The sequence below is a fragment of the Paenibacillus thailandensis genome (assembly GCF_042685365.1).
Lineage (GTDB): Bacteria > Bacillota > Bacilli > Paenibacillales > Paenibacillaceae > Paenibacillus_AP > Paenibacillus_AP thailandensis.
Map to the genome: position 1 here is coordinate 611,795 of NZ_JBHUMY010000006.1, position 17,002 is coordinate 628,796.

Sequence of the window (17,002 nt, forward strand, 5' to 3'; positions counted from 1 at the left end):
CGTCGACACTAGCTTTGGAATGACGGCCGCAAAAAACAAGATTATTGGAGGGGGTGTTGTGAACGAGAACAACCAATTGCGGGATGTGTTTGACGCTATCGCAGATCCGACGAGGCGCCGACTGATCCGCCTGTTGGCAGAGGCGGAGGAGCTGCCGCTTCATGAGTTGACGTCACAGTTTTCCATGGGCCGTACAGCGGTTTCCAAGCATTTGACCATTCTTAAAGAGGCCGGACTGGTGCTTGACCGGAAAGTCGGAAGAGAAACGCGATTTCGGCTGAACGCCGCTCCACTCAGAGAAATCCAAGATTGGGTGGCTTTCTACAGCAAGTTCTGGAGTGCGAATATGTTGCGCTTAAGCCAATTGTTAGAGGAGGAAGATGAATGAGTTTGGCATTATCTATGGATTTTGAGTTCAAGACAACGATCGAGAAGGCTTGGACCGCCTTAACCGATTCAAGCAAGCTAGCCAAGTGGATCACGGAAAATGATTTTAAACCCGTCGTAGGGCATCGTTTTCAGTTTCGCCATCAGCCGTCCGAATATTGGGATGGAATCGTTGACGGCGAAGTGCTTATCGTGGATCCGCCGAACCGGTTGTCCTATTCATGGGCTACCGGCGACGAGAGGCATACGGTCACATGGACGATCCAGGATTTGGGGGACGGTAAGGTGAACCTGCATCTCGAGCAAACCGGATTCTCTAATGTTCATGGACTCGAAGGCGCCAGATACGGTTGGGGTGAATGGTTCGGCAAGTTCGAACAGGCGTTGGATCAATAAAGGCGAAATAACATCAACGATCGGTGATATGAATATCGGCCGATAAAAAACCGCGCAACACGCGGTTTTTTTCTTTTAAGGTAATTAACGTATTCGCTAATGGATTTCCGCCAGTGAGACGGACGGCAAGGAATGATGAACAAGCGAAGCGCGATCATGTTCCCATATGAAGATTTTGTTAAAATGTTTAATTTTGAAACCCTTTTACCGTTTCGTACATCTAACATACGTCAAAGTGAAAGGGGGGCAATATGTGGACTTATCAAAAGAAGTGAAAAAGGCTCAAAGAGGCAATCTTCACGCCTTTGAGCACCTGATTCACGCCCATAAAACTATCATGTATCAGGTTGCGAAAACTATACTTGCAAGCGATGCGGATTGTGCAGATGCCATCCAGGAAGCGATTCTAAAGGCTTTTGAGCACATAAGGACCTTAAGAGAACCGGCCTATTTCAAAACCTGGCTGCTTCGGATTTTAATCAATGAATGCAATCAAGTTCACCGGCACAATAAAAAGGTCATTGAACTCAACGAAGTTACGGTGCCTTCTTCAAATGAGAGCGGATATGAAAAGATTGAGTTGAAGCAGCTGCTGGAGGCACTTCCGGAGGAAGAACGCAGCCTTCTGAAGCTTTACCACATGGACGATATTTCGATTAAGGATTTGGCCGACATTTATCAGAAGCCGGAAAACACCATCAAAACGCGGTTACGCCGCGCGCGGGAGAATGCACGTCTGATTTGGGAAGAACGGGAGGGGTATCAATGGATAAATGGGAACAGGAATTAAAAAAACATGTTGATCTAGCTTTACCCGATTCCATCGATGAACGGATCCAGCTAACGCTCAGTCAAATCAAAAGAAAGCATAATAAATCTTCAAAGCTTCGTCATGGCGCGACTGCGGCAGTGGCCTCCCTCGTTCTTATCTTTGGCCTATCATCGCTGTCTCCCGTCTTTGCTGAGGCCATGAAGTCGCTCCCTCTTGTCGAATCTATCTTCGAGCTGGGTGGCGATGCCGGTATGAAGAGAGGAAACCAGCTTCAATTGACGGCGAAAATTGGCCAGCAAGTCCAAATTGAAGATCAGTTGGTAACATTTACGGAAAGTCTCTATGATGGCTCCAACATTAACCTTGGTATCATTGTAACGGAGAAAGATGAGGATCCGTTGGCATTTGCAACGGGTATTGTATATACGGTTGATGGCGAGGTGCTGGAGTATGGCGGAAATTCTAGCCTCGAAAAGCTGGGAGATGGGACGTATGCGGGGACAATAAGCATTACGCCAGACAGGCAGCTGCCGGATTCGTTTGTTCTTGGCATCTTGTCTCGCGATCAAACGAAAACCTTAGCCGAGATTCCGGTGAAACGTCAAGGAGGAAGCCATACCTATACGATCGCCCAAACGAGAATATGGAACGATATCGAAGTAAATTATGAAGCGGTCACGTTGTTTCCGACTACAACGGAAATTAATTTTCAGCTCCGAAACACGGATTCTGCATTCTGGGAATTACAGATTTATGACGAACAAGGGCGCGTACTGCAGCCCATAAGTCATCACGCCCGCGGTTCGGATAACCAAGTAGAAGTTAAGACCTACTTTGAACCGCTTGAGACAATCCCTAAGCAATTAACGATTAAACCGTATTTAAGCAGTTTCGAATCCGATACAAAATGGAGCGGAAAGTGGAACGGAACGCCGATAACCTTATCGCAAGGGAAGGCGGGGGCATTAACGATTCTGGATCGGAAGTGGGAAAATAACCAATTAACGCTCACGTATGAAGTAACGGGTGAGCGCATTTTCGAGCAAATGAATCAGATCTGGCTCGAAGATCGAAACGGGAATAGATACTTCAAGGAAACCGCGCCTATTCGTATCCACGGCAGCAGTCAATATCAAGTAACTTTTTCAAACGTAACTAACATCGACACAATCTACATCTGCACAGCGCAGGTTAACATTCACTATTTGGAGGAGCTTGCAGTTACAGTGGATTTAGCTAAGTAGAAACCTAGATTAAAAATGGATATTTAAGGGAATCGAGGGATACCGTAATGAATTAGCCATGACACTAGTAGGATGATACGCAAGAAGCGTACCGTTTGTGACTCCCAGCTTTTGTGCTTTTCGCTTGCCGGCAGCAGACGATTGTCAACAAATCTATGATAATATTAGAACCAGAACCAAAACTAGCAAGATCACAGAGAGGGGAGTACATATGGAAGATAAGATGAACTGGGCCGGGAACTACCGCTACGGCTCATTGGAGTTGCTTGAACCGGGAAGTCCGGAAGAGGTCCGCGAAATGGTCCTTCGCAGCCGCCGCATTCGCGTGCTTGGCTCGCGCCACTCCTTTAACGGGATCGCCGACACCGACGGCAGCCAGCTCTCGCTTCGAAAGCTGAATCGGGTAATCGAACTCGACCCGGTGCAGGGGACGGTCACGGTCGAGGGCGGCATTCGTTACGGGGACCTGTGCCGTTACCTGAACGATCATGGCTACGCGCTGCACAATTTGGCTTCGCTGCCGCATATCAGCGTGGCTGGCGCCGTTGCGACAGCTACACACGGATCGGGCGATCGGAACGCGGGTCTGGCGGATGCCGTCCGGGCCATCGAGCTGGTGAAGTCGGATGGAGAAACTGCGGTACTCACGCGCGGGACAGACGGCGAGTTCGAGGGGGCGGTCGTCGGACTCGGCGGGCTTGGAGTCGTTACAAAGCTTAAATTGGACGTAGTGCCCGCGTTTCAAGTAAGTCAGACCGTATATGACGAGCTTCCTTTTTCTGCACTGGATAGCGGCATAAACGAGATTTTTTCTTCAGCATACAGTGTCAGTTTGTTTACGAATTGGGAAAGGCCTGTATTCAATCAAGTGTGGGTGAAACGGAAGGTCGAAGCCGATGGGGAGGATGCTTCGGCGGGAGCGTCGTCCAATTTCTTCGGGGCTTCGCCCGCTCCGGAAAAACGGCATCCTGTACCCGGCCAATCTGCAGTGAACTGCAGCGAGCAGCTAGGTGTCCCGGGCCCATCGTACGAGCGGTTGCCTCATTTCCGGATGGATTTTACGCCGAGTGCGGGCAACGAACTGCAAAGCGAATATTTCGTGCCGAGGCGGCATGCATTCGAGGCGCTGCGCGCGCTCGAGGGACTTCGCGACCGAATCGCGCCGCTGCTTTTTATCTCGGAGGTACGTACCATTGCCGCGGACAACTTCTGGATGAGCCCTTGCTACCGGCAGGACAGTGTAGGCTTGCATTTTACGTGGAAGCCGGATTGGGAGCGCGTTCGCCAGGTACTTCCGCTAATAGAACGGGAACTGGAGCCGTTCGAAGCGCGTCCGCACTGGGGCAAGCTGTTCACGATGGAGCCGGCAAGGGTGCAGGCGCTGTACGAACGGCTAACCGATTTCCGTCAGTTGCTGCTTCGATACGATCCAGCGGAGAAGTTTCGGAACGCGTTCCTGGATACTTACATTGGACAGTGATGGGAACGATGTATGGATTGGTCAAGATGTCAGCGTAATGCCCGGTGCGCATATTGGTGACGGGGCGATCATCGCAGCAATTCAGTCGTTGTAAACGATGTAAAAGGGAAGTCGAGAATAAAGGTTCTCGGCTTCCCGTTTTGCTGTTTTCTGCTCTGTTCTATTGACCGTGAAATCGGCTACCGTGCAGGGAATGCCACTCCGTCGGAGAAAGAAGCGCGCCGTCTCCCCATGCAGGCTTGTATCGAACCGCCAGCCAATTCAATTCTAGAATAATCAATATATGTTTATAGAATCCGCGCACTGCGCGGTTTTTTGATTAGCGCACCATGCCAAAACGATCAAAAATCATTAGCGTTGATACTATAGTGTTATACATCATAAGTGGACATCTGTTTCAGATAAACGGAATGTCCACTTTTTTTGTGAAGATGAAGGTGGGAAGGAGTGAAGGAAGGGGCTTCGTTCTTGAAAGATGAAAAACGATTTGAGCAGTTGGGATTACTCCTTGTAAAGAAAGAAAATGAAGATCGTTAAGCGGCAGCGCGGCGGACGCCTAAAAGGACGAAGGACGGTTGTATCCTTTCAGACCTCCAATATTATCCTTTTGGATAATAGGCATCCTCATGAACGCTTGATAGGCTATAGGGGTGAAAAAAATTCCCATTTAAAGGAGAGATTTGTGATGTCCAGCAGTAAAAAAGACACCCCATTGAAGCTGGCGGGCGAGACAAACGCGCCCGTAATCAGCTACAACGTACCGGAGCCTACGTCCTACACCGGTCGTACTTACATTGAGTTGACGTTCCCCGACGACAGCTTCCTTCCGTCGGCGGCCGGAGATCGTGCAAACGCCTCGCGGGCTGCACTCGCCAAATCCGTTTCTTCGGTGGAGGAGCTGCGGAAAGCAAAGCAATCGGGAACCCGCATGACGGAAACATTGGCGAAGCTTACCGAGGAAGAGGTTGAGCAGGCGGAACGCGAAGGCAAAAAGCTGTCCATTTACCGGACGATGACCGGCGCGTTGGCACATCGGTTTAGAAATGTCCCTACCGCTGGCGACAATACGCTTGCCGCAGCTTCACGGCTTGCAGCGCTGCCAACGACCGACGGCGGCGGGTATGTTCCGAACGCGATCCCCGTTGATCCGGATACCGGCGGCGGCGGTAACTATCCCGAACCGAAGGTCAGCGTTTCGATTACGTCGCCAGTTACAAACACAGCCATTACCGGACCTCATACCGGAGCGCCCGTTACGATTACAGGTAGAGCCAGCGCAACGCAAGGTTTTGTTGCGGATGTATTCGTTAAAATCGGTAACGGCGACTTCAAAACCGCTACGCTTGAAGCCGGCGGCACATGGTCTTATAATACGGTATTGAAAACCGAAGGAAGCGTCACGATTACGGCAAAAGCCACCCACGATCAATCAGCTGTAACGAGCACGGCCGAGATAACCGTAAACGTCGACCTTGAAGAGCCCGATACCGTTCCGCCGGCCGTGGCGATTACGTCTCCCGCTCCGGGTCAGCAATACAGCGCCGCGGGGAAAGATAACGTCTCCGTTACGATCGAGGGAACGGCATCGGATGCGCGCGGCATTTCCAAGGTGGAGCTCGTCGTAGGCAGCGGCACCCCGCAGCCGGTCGATACGACAAACGGATACGCGAACTGGGGCAAGGTGATAACGCTTGGCCCGGGAAATCACGCCATCTTGGCACGCGCTACGGACAGCGCGGGCAAAACCTCCGAAACCAGTCTCACGGTGCTCGTCGACGCGACACCGCCGGTCATCGAAATTACGTCGCCGAAGGCGGACGGGAACGTAGCCGGCACGCATACGAAAGGCGCGATTCTGGAGGTGACGGGTACCGCAAAGGACGACGGCAACGGCATACGCGTCGTTGAGGTGACCGTCGACAACAATCCCGTCTATACGCGCGCAGTCGAAAAAGCGCCGAACGATTGGTCGACATGGAAGGCTTCCGTTCAAATCGAACAGCCCGGCAAGCGGACGATTACAGCCAGAGCGACAGATCTAGCGGGCAATACGATTACTACGACGATTATGGTGAACGTCACTATTGTGCCGGAAATCGCATCCCGCACGAACCGTATCATCCTGATCGAATCGTACCGTCTGTCCTCCTTCTGCGGACAATACGGCCTTGGCCGCGAGCTGAACACGTTCTCCCTTCTTCCGGGGGAAAAAAGCAAAATCACGGTTCGATCTTATACGCAAAGCGAAGAAAGCCGGAAAGAGGCGTCCAGCATCCTTGATTCCGTCACTGACGAAATCGCCAAGGAATTCGAGGAGTCAATCGGGGCCGAAACGTCGAATAAGGTGGTCTATGAGGAGAGCGACCAATATAAGCTGGAAGGAAACATGGGCATCAGCTGGGGCGGCTTCCTGAGCGCGTCGGCCAGCGCATCGACCAGCGGCACGACCAACGCCGCGCGCGAACAGCTGACGAAGAACATTGTAAACGCCGCCGAAAAACATGTGGCCAAAGCTTCCGCCCGCCGCGATCTGAAGGTGGAAACGACTTACGAAATCAAAACGACGGATACGGAAGAAAACGTGATCGTACGCGAAATCGAAAACGTCAATATGAGCCGTACCCTCAATTTCGTCTTCCGCCAAATGAATCAGGAATTTATTACGCTGCTTCACCTGGTTGACCTTAGGATCGGTTATTTCTGCGCGGATAATAATTATTACCGCGAGGTCACCCTTCCCGAGCTCGACACGCTTCTGAACGAAGTTATCGTGCCGGAGAAAATAACGGAAATCCGAAACGCCATTTTGAACCAGCTCACTAATATTTTCGATTATCAGGATCGCCATCACGTCTTCGTCGAGGAAGAGCTGTTTACCGGTTCGGACGGCAAGCCTGTTCCTAACTCCAGCTACTTGCGGGTGAAGAAAGATTACATCTCCGAATATTACGACGAATCGACCAAATCGACCATAAAGGTGCCCGGCATTATTATGGCGGCTAACCGCCATGTTCTCCGGACGGACGGCATAGCCGTGGATGCGCTGCTCGGCCAAGGCGAAGCGCTCGACGACTACTCCCGCAGCCTGCAGGAGCAAACCGTCCGCGAGAAGGAGCTCCGCAACGACATGCTGGAAGCGGAGATCAAGATGAAGCAGCTTGCGCTGGCGATTCTGGAGGCGCGCGACGAAACCGCCGCAAAAATTTACGGCATGCTGAATCCTGCGCCTGTCGCCGAAGAGGAAGAATCTGGCGCGGCCGCCGTTACGGCATAGGTGAAGGGAGAACAGCCCATGGAACCCGCGAGAAACGACAAAACGCAGAGCGCCGTCCTTCATGAAAAAGCGTTGGAGCAAGCCAAGAAGCTCGTGGCGGATAAAGACAATCTGTTTAAGCTTTACAAGAAAGCGGCCGAGTACCTTAAAAAAGTGCTGGATAAAAGAAAAGCAGGCCTTGTGCTCGACTTCCACAAAGTTCATATGCAATACCTCGCCATCGTGTACGCCGCCGTTCTAAAAGTGGAGAATGCGGGAAGCGCCATTGCGCAGCTGGATGCGAATCTTAACGCTTTTATGTCTGCGGCGGAAAAGGAAATGCAGTCCGCGGCGGAGGTGCCGTCCGATCCCCTTCGGAATTATTCGGCAACCCAACTTTATCTTTACGCCAACGATCCTGTATTCAAGATGCTCTACAACGACACGGTCACAACGCAGCGCGAGCTGACCAAAGCCGCTCTGGAGCCCCTCGTCGAACTCGGGGATCAGGGACGCCGGATTTCGGAGGAAACGAAGTCTATATACAAGGAGCTGAATGATAAGCTCGATGCGATGGTTCCGGAAACGCAAGTGGAGAAAGATCTAATTAAACGAAACAAACAAAATCTGAGCGATATTTACCGCAAGCTGACAAAGCTTGACGGGGTGAACGGGCGCCTTGCTCAAGCCATCTCTGACATGCAGGAGGAAAATGAGGCAGCCAATCATTATCCGCTTATGTAAATTGTTATCCCAAGTCCAATGGATGCCTCGCCGTTCGAACCGGAATAGCGGGGCATCCTCTTGCAGCGCATGCTGATCGCGGAGCATAGGAGAGCAGACGCCGCTTGCTGAACAAGAATAAGACCAAGCTATAGAACTGGCCGAAGACGAAAGAATGTCCTTTCGTCTTCGGCCTTTTTTTTGCTAAACAGCTTCTTATGGGGAAAAGAATGGGCCTGTCCTAAATGGCTACTTGAACTTAATGGCGAGCGGCAGCTTGCGCAAGCCCAGTAAATTAAAGCTCGTTAACGGTTCTAATGCTTCGGCCGCAGGAATTTCGAAGGCTTCTATCCGGTCTAGCAGCACTTGCAGCGCTATCGAGGTTTCCAGCCGCGCAAGCGGCGCCCCCAGGCAGAAATGAATGCCGTGACCGAAGGTCAAATGCGGCCCGGACGGCCTTGTGATATCAAACACATCGGGCCGCTCGAACTTAGCCGGATCCCGGTTTGCGGCCCCAAGGAAGACGGCCACCCGGTCACCCGGCGAAAGCTTCGTCCCGGAAATTTCCGTCTCCTTGGTCACCAGCCGGAACATAAGCTGTACGGGCGTACGGAATCGCAGCACTTCTTCGACCGCCTGGGGAATCAGGTCTCGATTGCGCTGCAGCAGCTTCCATTGCTCGGGGTGCTCGGCGAAGGTGCGAATGAGATTGGCGAGCAAATTCGTTGTCGTTTCATTCCCGGTAACCAGCAGGAGTGAACAGAAGTTACTGGCCTCCAAATCGGTCAGCTTTTCTCCGTCCGCTTCGGCTGCAGCCAGCCGGGAAATCAGATCATTTTGGGGCTCCGTTCTTCTCTGATGGATCAACGATTGGAAATACTGCTTTAAATCCCTATAAGCGGCAATATGCTCGGGCAGTTCCTCGGTTTGGCCGGTTAACAGGCGCTCCGAAATCTCGACAATAATGTCCGACCAATGTTTGAAACGCTCGAAATCTTTTTCGGGCACGCCGAGCATCTCCGCGATGACCGTAACCGGAAACGGAACGGCGAACTGTTTCACGAAGTCGATATCCTGCCCGGTAAGCATGGCATCGATCAAACTTCCGGCAATCGTACGGATGCGCGGTTCAAGATCGGCAACGGCTTTAGGCGTAAACGCGTGGGTTGCGAGCGCCCTTAACTGCGTATGTCTCGGATGATCCAACGCCTGAATTTGACTGTCGAACGTAAGCTCTTCCGATAATCCGTCATACAACGCGGATGAGAACGTTTTATAGTCTTGAAACACGCTTCGTACATCGTCATATCGGAATACCATGTATGCGCCGTATTGTTCGTTATATGCGACCGGCGAATGCTTGAGCATTTCCCCATACCACGGATATGGATTCAAACGCAAATCCATTGGAATCGACATGTTCGTTTCACTGCCTCTCGCGATTATGGAATAATAGATTTCACGAATATCGTAGCAAAATCGTATAACGCGGATAATGATCCGGAAGTAGAGTATTAGGTAGCCGGAAGGATAAAGAAGAGGAATATATCGAAGCGGCTGTATCGAACGGAGCAAGCCATTCGCTTGTGATCCGGTTTTACATTCTGAAGAACATCTTTCTAGGTATGAGAAAGGTTCATGGCATTAAACGTCATGGACCTTTTTCGATTTCCGCCGATGATCATTGTTGACTCCTCATATCCCAGTATCAAATTGTATCCTACCTTACAAAAATGATCGGATCATACAAAAAAGTGCGTACTATTCAAGGGTATGGGAACCTGATAATCTAACATCCAGAACGATCGATCCAGATTTCAGCGGTCGGACGGTCGTTTAAAAACTTATAGGTGAGGTGCGAAAGTATGCAGGAATACCAACTTGCTTTGAAAGATAAGCGAATCGCATGGGGGAAGGCTCTCGATATCGAGGCGCTCATTGGCAAATATCGCGGAGATTCCTTCAGACAGGACGTAAACGCGGCCTTGGATTGGAATTTGCCTGCCGGTGTATATCGGGCGAAAGAGGTTGTTATCGAGCTCGATAAGATGCTTGAGGCGATGCTGGTCCAGCTTGGCGAACCGGTAAACGGCGATCCGACGGTGCTCTTGGACAGCCTTCAGGCCAACTTGGCGATTTCCGGACGCGTATCCTCTTTGCCGCTGGGGCCATTGGCTCTTGAGGATAAAGCTGGCGTCGAAATTACGGCTCAGGCGGTGCGCATCGGCGAACAATTGGTAAGCTGGGCTCGGGAGATTAATGCCGGGAAAAAGGCGTTCGCCAAATATGGCCCGGAAGCGCTTGGCAAGCTGGAATTTCGAAGCCATTGTTATGGTCATCCTCTGATTCCGGAAGCCGTCGCTCAAGTATGGGGGCCATTCGGCGGCCCGAGGATCATGCAAATTTATAATGAATACCTGCACCAATTCGTTTTGCTGCGGGATGCCTTGCTTCCGTTTGCCAACTGGGAGGAAGTTCCGTTTGAAGTCAAGGAATATACGGAGTTCAAAGGGCTGCGGTTTCTTGAGCCGGCCCGGGAGGTCTTTTTAACGCAATTGCTCGGGAAAAAGCTTACGCACAAATCGATCGTTCAGTATGCGCAAAGTGTGGTCAGCTCAGGGTTAAGCAAAGCCGGTTACGGCTTCCAATATCGTCTGGGGACAGTTCTGCCGGCTGGGTTGGGAGAGCCGGCCCGGACGGCGGCGCATTATCTGCTGAAGTGGCATCCGGTACATACCATCGCTGCAGATGATGAGTTCGCCGCGGTCTCTTTCGATTATGAATATGACGATTATTATGCCGCGCCGCGAATCGAGACAGGAAAGGGTACGCCGGTGAGCAAGGACGCGTTTCCGGTTACGGGGGAGCATTACGATGAACCATCCATCGCCCGGTTGCTGCCAAATGCGGATACCGATCGAACGACCCTTCGATTCAGCCTGGAAATGGAAGAAGGCGAATTTTCGGTCGATCTCGGTCAGCTTTTTAGAGGACATCGCTTTTTGTATCGGCCGCAAAGAAGCGGCGATGCCGGCGCCGCACTTGCGAAGCGGAACTCCCTTAGCTGGCACCTTGCGGCAGACATTCTCTCGCATTCCGGATTGGTGACGAATACGGACGGCATTCATTTCATTCCGACCGGCGGAAATGAACTCGTGCTGTGGGCTTTGCTAGGGAAGCAGTATCCCGAAAATGTGGTTTTATTGGACAAAGGGGATGAGGAGGAGCTGGAAGCGGCTTATGTTTCCGGCAAAGGCTTCGGAGCTCAATTTTTAGTGCTGTAAAACCAAACGAGATACCATTCTGGACAGGAGCGGGAGGAGAAATATTTTGACTAGACAACACAAGCCCATAAGCATCTCATTCATGGCTATCGTCGTTTATCTCATGAACTCGACGATGCAGTTGTACTTCATTGATTGGGCCGATCGGCATGTTCCGGAGGCCAGAAACTTGGCTTCATCCTTAACCTCTGTATCCGTCAATGTCGGCATCGCGATGGGATCCGCTTTGGGAGGATTTGTAACGACGAACATGGAGCTCATTGATCTTTCCTGGTCCGGGGGAATTGTTGCCGTTTTGGCAGCCGCGTTGGCTTTTATCAACTATCGTTTGGAAGGCGGGTCTCGTAGCGGTACTAAAGAGGAGAATGGACTGCGCGGCCAATACGAAGGAAGCTTGTGATCACGCCATCTAAGGTTAAGAGGTACCCTTCTGGGGTACCTCTTAATGCTTGAATAGCTGATGCGATCTCTTCAGGCAAGGCGTGAACCGGTAACCGCGATCCGCGCTGAATTAAGTTTTTGCTCCGGTATGCTTTGGATTGGTGTACGATACTTCACCGGGAAAGCTCTCAATATAGGCGGTTCCAAAATCGCATAACATCGTGAGCATGGGAGCCAATTGTTCGCCCAGCTCGGACAAGTAATATTCCACCTTCGGCGGTGAAACCGGATAAACCTTGCGAATAATGAGTCCGTCGCTTTCCAGCATTTTTAGCTGCATCGTAAGCATGCGTTGGGTCGCGTCAGGAAGCAGCCGCTGCAGCTGATTAAACCGAACCGGACCCTTGGCCAACTGGTTTAAGATGGATATTTTCCATTTGCCGCTGATTAAGCCGAGTACAATTTCCGAAGTGCAGCGGAATGTTTTGTCTCTAAAGGTTATCATCTATCTACACATCCCTTTCGGAAGAATAGAGCTAATACAATTCGTTTCTCCTTTAAGTAGAATTGAATTGCGGATCGATCATTCCATATGTTATGTTCAACCCTCTTCCTTGTCAAGGAGTTCTGGATCGATTAGTATAAAAATATTAAAGGAGGTCGTCTTATGCCACGAACGGGACGTCCACGTTCATTTAATCGTGACGAGGCGGTTGCCGCCGCCATGCTTTTATTCTGGGAGCACGGCTTTGAACCGACTTCATTGGCTCAGCTGCGGGCGGCGATGGGGAATATATCGGCGGCGAGTTTTTACGCGGCGTTTGAATCCAAGGAAGCGCTATTCCGCGAAGCGGTTAATCGATATCTATCTACTTATGGACATGTTTCGGAAACTTTCAGGGATACAAGCTTGACATCGAAAGCAGCCATGGAATTGGGACTGCGGCAATCGGCGCGGATGCAGACGGAGAACTCCCATCCTTTAGGTTGTTTGTTGGGATTGTCCGCCGTAAACTGCTCGCCTGAGCAACAACATATCCGAGACCTGCTGTCCAAGGAACGAGAGAGGGTCCGGGGCTGGATAAAAGAATGTATAGAACGAGCCGTAGCCAACGGGGAGTTGCCCGAATCCACGGATATCTCCATGGTTGTGACGTTATTTGAAACATTCTTGCGAGGAATTTCCACGCAAGCCCGGGACGGTGTACCCTACGAGGCCATTGATGCTGCCATAACTCAACTGATGAGCGTATGGGATGCATTATCTGTAGAGCCAGGATAATCGGCTGATCTTCGAGAACGGAACCAGCTGGACCGACTAAACTCGAGGTGACCACTTTCGTTTCCCGGGCTTCAGTAGAAAGAGCCGGATAATTAAGAAATCGGCCGGCCTGACTCGTCGATGCTGAATCGCTTTCTTGAAATATTTATAAATTCCGACACGGCTGCTGTTTTATAACTGTCTTTGCGCCGTATGAACAGAGTTGGCGTTCTTAGAAACTTATCCGAGATTTCATGATACTGCAAGTTATACCGAACGATGGCTCTTTCAATGACCGAACGAGGTAATAGGGAGACCCCCAGTCCGGCATAGATACATCCCAAAATTCCTTCCAATGTCCCGAATTCCATAAGCTTCGCGGGTATAATACCCTCTAGGTGCAGCCAGTCCTCTAGTTTTCGACGGTAAGAACATCCAACACGAAACACCAGTAAAGTAAGATTGCGAAGCTTGTCCGGTCCGTCTATAGAGCCGATTTGTCCTCTAGATATGAGCACAAGTTCCTCGGCCCCAACTTCAATAATTTCGAGCTCTGCATGATCGACCGGTGCTGCTACAAACGCTCCATCCAATTCGTATTTCAAAACCGATTGGACGAGTTCTTCCGTCGTTCCGGTTTTCAATGTCAAGTCGACTTCGGGGTATGACTTATGGTAATCGGCAAGAATAAACGGAAGTCGAATCGCTGCTGTCGTTTCAAGCGATCCGATCCGAAGTCGACCACGGGGGATGGAGTTGTCCGATACGACCCGTTCTGCCTCTTGTGTAAGAAAGATAATTTTTTCGGCATAAGACTTGAGTGCCTCACCTGATGTTGTGAGCCGAATTCCTTGCCGATTGCGATGAAGAAGTACTGTTTTTAATTCACTTTCAAGCTGCTGGATTCGGATACTGATACTCGACTGTACGTATTCTAATTTCTCAGCTGCTCTTGTAATGCTGCCCTCGTTGGCAACAGCCAAAAAAATTTGCAGGTCTCGGATGTCCATAATTTTTCCTCCGATTATAGTATTAAATATTTTAATGCAAATCATCGTTTGTATTCATTTTACACAATATTATCGGAGGGTTACAATAATTTCAGTAAAGGAGGCAGTACTCATGGCGATAACCGTTTTTTGGCGAAACGTTTTTAGGGATTTCCATCCTCGTAATCGCTGCAGCCCGAATGGTGAGACCATGTAATGGTTCTTGGTCCGATTGGGGCCGGGATAGTTTTGGAACTAGCGCATAGGAGGCGTTTAACAGTGTTTGAAACGGAGATAACACGCAAGCTAAAAATTCAATACCCTATCTTCCAAGCCCCGATGGCAGGCGGCCCTACAAAGCCCGAATTAGTAGCAGCAGTTTCCAACGCCGGAGGCTTAGGCAATCTGGGAGCTGCATATTTAACGCCGGAACAGCTCCGCGGCGCGATCCATCAGACCAGAGAATTAACAGACAAGCCTTTCGGGGTAAACTTGTTTGTACCTGAGCAACCTGAAGAATCGCAAGAAGCCGTCAGTCAAATGATAGATTATCTCAATAAATACCGCGACAAACTTGGCATTGTACCCAATCCAGCCATTCCAAAGTTTTCGGAGTCGTTTGAGGAGCAAGTGCAAGTGCTTCTGGAAGAGCAAATTTCGGTATTTAGCTTCACTTTTGGCATACCGCCACATGAGACGATCGAAGCTATGAAGCAGCGCGGGACTGTCGTATTAGGCACTGCAACAACAGTGGAAGAAGCTAAACTTCTGGAGACGGCTGGCGTCAACGCAATTGTAGCTCAGGGATGTGAAGCAGGAGGTCACCGAGGCACATTCTTGAAAAAGGTTTCCGAGTCTCTGATTGGCACCATGGCACTTGTTCCGCAGATTGTAGATCATGTGTCGATTCCGGTCATCGCATCGGGGGGCGTCATGGATGGACGGGGACTTGTAGCAAGCCTCGCATTAGGGGCCGGTGCTGTACAGATGGGAACCGCGTTCCTCGTTTGTCCCGAGAGTGGCGCTCACGAAGTCTACAAACAGAAGATCCTTGCAGCAACTGAGGACTCCACTGAAATTACAAGCGCATATTCGGGTAAACCGGCAAGAGGCATTCGAACTGCGTTTATGGATGACATGCATCGGTATCCCGGAACCATCCCGGCATTCCCCATTCAAAACGCATTGACGCGAGACATTCGACAGGCGGCCGCAAAAGCGAACGCCCCGGAGTATATGTCACTCTGGGCGGGGCAGGGTCTAAGGCTAGTCAACGACCAGTCTGCAGCTGCAATCGTCAAACAAACCATCGAGCAGGCAGAGGCTCTTGTTAAAAAGAGTTTTATCTACAATTCATAATGAAGGAGAAAATTGCATGCCGTTGCTTCGTTTTGACCTTATAGAAGGGCGAGATAAAGCAAGTCTGAAAAAACTTTTAGATGTTGTTCATACTGTTGTCGTAGAGGTTTTCGAAGTTCCCGAGCGGGATCGTTACCAAATCGTTCATGAACACCCAGCAGAACATATGATTATTGAAGATACGGGGTTAGGACTTAACCGCACGAATAATATAGTTGTTCTATCGATTGTAAGCAAAGCCCGGCCAAAAGAGAAGAAACAAAAATTCTATTCCTTACTATCCGAACGATTAGAAGCTGAGTGCGGGATTGCGCCAAGCGATCTAATGGTGTCTATCGTTGAAAATACGGATTCCGATTGGAGTTTTGGACGGGGTGAGGCTCAATTTTTAACGGGTAGGTTATGATCCGCGAATTGCCCTTGCCGACCGCCACGAGAACAAAAAGCAGCCGCTCAGAATGGGTCTGGGCCGGCTGCACTTAACGATAGCCATTGAATGAAGCTTCATAAAAGTTCGACAGATGTATGATTGCAACCGAACTTTCTTCATCTTTCCGCGGCTTTTTAGAGGTTTAAAATTTGGTTCCCGGATCGGATCTGTTATGGATTCTCGTAGTTTTTTAAAGGCATACCCACATACTCGCGGAAGGAGCGGATACGCTCTGCTTCGAACTCGAAAACGATCACAAGCTCATTGGAAAAAGGGCGTCCATTCAAAGGACCTTCCGAGCGAAATGCCGCCATCCCGTTGTCCGCATTCTCAAGCACGAGAAGCGGGGTCAGCTGCATCTGAAATACAGAGCGCTCGAACTTGACCAATTCTTCGAACCGCTCTTTGCCTTGCTGCTTGTGATTCCACTCTTCTAGCGGAAGCGGGACGAAGAAATGAAAATCATCCGTAACCTTGTTAAGAAAATCGATTGTATATCCTGTTTCTAAAGCCTTCCTAAAAGCATCAAACGCTTCATATGTTCGGGATGAGACCGGGCTTACGGAATTCTCCATGAGAAAAATCCTCCTCGTTACGGCTTATTAAGTCGCTCCAAATATCCCTAGCTTTCTTCGGTTAATGCGGCAGAACTTTTAGCTGGCTTGATATCGTAGCCAGGTGAAAAGCTTCGTGAATCAGAAGGAAATTTAATAACTCGCCGGGGGCGTTGAATTGGAACGGTCCCAAGGCAAAGGGAGTTGAAAGCTTCTCGCCCAGCATTTCAGGTGTCAGCTCAGATAGGCGGGAAAGCTGCGCAGTCAACATCTCGACCAACTCTTCCTTCGATGGAGGAGCAAATGTCCAGTCCAAGGGCTTTGTTCCAGAGTTAAACAGCGAATCATAGAAGTCCGGTATTGCCGAGGGGGAATCGAAGATCAAGGGAGAATACTTATCCATCCAATAAATCATATGGCCGACATGGACCTCTGTCAAGATAGTAGACACAAATTTTATCGATTTACCGTATTAAAGTAGAATTTTCG

General features: G+C 50.2%; 16 protein-coding genes and 2 pseudogenes. 13 read left to right on the forward strand and 5 right to left on the reverse strand.

Going from position 1 to position 17,002, the window contains the following annotated elements; all coding sequences use genetic code 11:
- The first annotated feature begins 58 nt into the window (after positions 1-58).
- From ACFSW5_RS07735 to ACFSW5_RS07770, 8 genes and pseudogenes are all read left to right on the forward strand, one after another.
- Complete coding sequence (locus ACFSW5_RS07735; RefSeq protein WP_379270974.1) at positions 59-388, forward strand: ArsR/SmtB family transcription factor; 330 nt, start codon at positions 59-61, stop codon at positions 386-388.
- Positions 385-783, forward strand: coding sequence for an SRPBCC family protein (locus ACFSW5_RS07740; RefSeq protein WP_379270976.1), 399 nt, complete (start codon positions 385-387; stop codon positions 781-783). The genes ACFSW5_RS07735 and ACFSW5_RS07740 overlap by 4 nt, the downstream gene beginning before the upstream one ends.
- Positions 784-1,036: 253 nt before the next feature.
- Complete coding sequence (locus ACFSW5_RS07745) at positions 1,037-1,573, forward strand: sigma-70 family RNA polymerase sigma factor (protein WP_379270979.1); 537 nt, start codon at positions 1,037-1,039, stop codon at positions 1,571-1,573.
- A complete protein-coding gene (locus tag ACFSW5_RS07750; protein WP_379270980.1) occupies positions 1,549-2,799 on the forward strand; it encodes a DUF4179 domain-containing protein in 1,251 nt (416 codons plus the stop codon). The genes ACFSW5_RS07745 and ACFSW5_RS07750 overlap by 25 nt, the downstream gene beginning before the upstream one ends.
- Before the next feature lie 211 nt (positions 2,800-3,010).
- Positions 3,011-4,279, forward strand: coding sequence for an FAD-binding protein (locus ACFSW5_RS07755; protein WP_379270982.1), 1,269 nt, complete (start codon positions 3,011-3,013; stop codon positions 4,277-4,279).
- 1 nt (position 4,280) lies between these two features.
- Positions 4,281-4,381, forward strand: a pseudogene (locus ACFSW5_RS07760) (acetyltransferase); the annotation flags it as partial.
- 583 nt (positions 4,382-4,964) lie between these two features.
- Entirely contained in the window at positions 4,965-7,553 is a 2,589-nt protein-coding gene (locus ACFSW5_RS07765; RefSeq protein ID WP_379270985.1) for an Ig-like domain-containing protein, read from the forward strand.
- 18 nt (positions 7,554-7,571) lie between these two features.
- On the forward strand, positions 7,572-8,276 hold the full coding sequence (locus tag ACFSW5_RS07770; protein WP_379270987.1) for a hypothetical protein: 705 nt from the start codon (positions 7,572-7,574) through the stop codon (positions 8,274-8,276).
- Positions 8,277-8,504: 228 nt separating this feature from the next.
- Here ACFSW5_RS07770 and ACFSW5_RS07775 read toward each other — a convergent pair whose 3' ends face one another.
- Entirely contained in the window at positions 8,505-9,674 is a 1,170-nt protein-coding gene (locus tag ACFSW5_RS07775) for a cytochrome P450 (protein WP_379270990.1), read from the reverse strand.
- A 446-nt stretch (positions 9,675-10,120) separates the two neighbouring features.
- On the opposite strand from ACFSW5_RS07775, the gene ACFSW5_RS07780 reads away from it, so the two are divergent.
- The gene (locus ACFSW5_RS07780; RefSeq protein ID WP_379270992.1) at positions 10,121-11,539 is read left to right on the forward strand and encodes a hypothetical protein; all 1,419 of its coding nucleotides are present in this window, start codon (positions 10,121-10,123) and stop codon (positions 11,537-11,539) included.
- 82 nt (positions 11,540-11,621) lie between these two features.
- Entirely contained in the window at positions 11,622-11,939 is a 318-nt protein-coding gene (locus ACFSW5_RS07785) for a hypothetical protein (protein ID WP_379270994.1), read from the forward strand.
- A 111-nt stretch (positions 11,940-12,050) separates the two neighbouring features.
- On the opposite strand, the gene ACFSW5_RS07790 is transcribed toward ACFSW5_RS07785, so the two are convergent.
- Positions 12,051-12,425, reverse strand: coding sequence for a winged helix-turn-helix transcriptional regulator (locus tag ACFSW5_RS07790; protein WP_379270997.1), 375 nt, complete (start codon positions 12,423-12,425; stop codon positions 12,051-12,053).
- A gap of 162 nt (positions 12,426-12,587) precedes the next feature.
- On the opposite strand from ACFSW5_RS07790, the gene ACFSW5_RS07795 reads away from it, so the two are divergent.
- Positions 12,588-13,202 (forward strand): TetR/AcrR family transcriptional regulator, encoded by a 615-nt coding sequence (locus tag ACFSW5_RS07795; RefSeq protein WP_379270999.1) that lies wholly within the window; start codon positions 12,588-12,590, stop codon positions 13,200-13,202.
- 92 nt (positions 13,203-13,294) lie between these two features.
- Here ACFSW5_RS07795 and ACFSW5_RS07800 read toward each other — a convergent pair whose 3' ends face one another.
- Positions 13,295-14,191 (reverse strand): LysR family transcriptional regulator, encoded by an 897-nt coding sequence (locus tag ACFSW5_RS07800; protein WP_379271001.1) that lies wholly within the window; start codon positions 14,189-14,191, stop codon positions 13,295-13,297.
- Positions 14,192-14,449: 258 nt separating this feature from the next.
- Here ACFSW5_RS07800 and ACFSW5_RS07805 point away from each other — a divergent pair, with 258 nt between their 5' ends.
- Positions 14,450-15,529, forward strand: coding sequence for an NAD(P)H-dependent flavin oxidoreductase (locus tag ACFSW5_RS07805; protein WP_379271003.1), 1,080 nt, complete (start codon positions 14,450-14,452; stop codon positions 15,527-15,529).
- 16 nt (positions 15,530-15,545) lie between these two features.
- Positions 15,546-15,935 carry a tautomerase family protein gene (locus ACFSW5_RS07810; protein ID WP_379271005.1) on the forward strand — a complete coding sequence of 130 codons (390 nt, stop codon included), beginning with the start codon at positions 15,546-15,548 and terminating at the stop codon, positions 15,933-15,935.
- A gap of 194 nt (positions 15,936-16,129) precedes the next feature.
- Here the strand turns inward: ACFSW5_RS07810 and ACFSW5_RS07815 are convergent, their stop codons facing one another.
- Together ACFSW5_RS07815 and ACFSW5_RS07820 are read right to left on the reverse strand one after the other, a co-directional pair.
- Entirely contained in the window at positions 16,130-16,534 is a 405-nt protein-coding gene (locus ACFSW5_RS07815) for a nuclear transport factor 2 family protein (RefSeq protein ID WP_379271007.1), read from the reverse strand.
- A gap of 61 nt (positions 16,535-16,595) precedes the next feature.
- Positions 16,596-16,940, reverse strand: a pseudogene (locus tag ACFSW5_RS07820) (DinB family protein); the annotation flags it as partial.
- Between the last annotated feature and the right edge of the window lie 62 nt (positions 16,941-17,002).

Bases quoted from the DNA above. Each gene is read 5' to 3' on its own strand.
- ACFSW5_RS07795 (WP_379270999.1), top strand. From the start codon at position 12,588: ATGCCACGAACGGGACGTCCACGTTCATTTAATCGTGACGAGGCGGTT.
- ACFSW5_RS07765 (WP_379270985.1), top strand. From the start codon at position 4,965: ATGTCCAGCAGTAAAAAAGACACCCCATTGAAGCTGGCGGGCGAGACA.
- ACFSW5_RS07755 (WP_379270982.1), top strand. From the start codon at position 3,011: ATGGAAGATAAGATGAACTGGGCCGGGAACTACCGCTACGGCTCATTG.
- ACFSW5_RS07810 (WP_379271005.1), top strand. From the start codon at position 15,546: ATGCCGTTGCTTCGTTTTGACCTTATAGAAGGGCGAGATAAAGCAAGT.
- ACFSW5_RS07775 (WP_379270990.1), bottom strand. From the start codon at position 9,674: ATGTCGATTCCAATGGATTTGCGTTTGAATCCATATCCGTGGTATGGG.
- ACFSW5_RS07800 (WP_379271001.1), bottom strand. From the start codon at position 14,191: ATGGACATCCGAGACCTGCAAATTTTTTTGGCTGTTGCCAACGAGGGC.
- ACFSW5_RS07785 (WP_379270994.1), top strand. From the start codon at position 11,622: ATGGCTATCGTCGTTTATCTCATGAACTCGACGATGCAGTTGTACTTC.
- ACFSW5_RS07780 (WP_379270992.1), top strand. From the start codon at position 10,121: ATGCAGGAATACCAACTTGCTTTGAAAGATAAGCGAATCGCATGGGGG.
- ACFSW5_RS07740 (WP_379270976.1), top strand. From the start codon at position 385: ATGAGTTTGGCATTATCTATGGATTTTGAGTTCAAGACAACGATCGAG.
- ACFSW5_RS07750 (WP_379270980.1), top strand. From the start codon at position 1,549: ATGGATAAATGGGAACAGGAATTAAAAAAACATGTTGATCTAGCTTTA.
- ACFSW5_RS07815 (WP_379271007.1), bottom strand. From the start codon at position 16,534: ATGGAGAATTCCGTAAGCCCGGTCTCATCCCGAACATATGAAGCGTTT.
- ACFSW5_RS07770 (WP_379270987.1), top strand. From the start codon at position 7,572: ATGGAACCCGCGAGAAACGACAAAACGCAGAGCGCCGTCCTTCATGAA.
- ACFSW5_RS07790 (WP_379270997.1), bottom strand. From the start codon at position 12,425: ATGATAACCTTTAGAGACAAAACATTCCGCTGCACTTCGGAAATTGTA.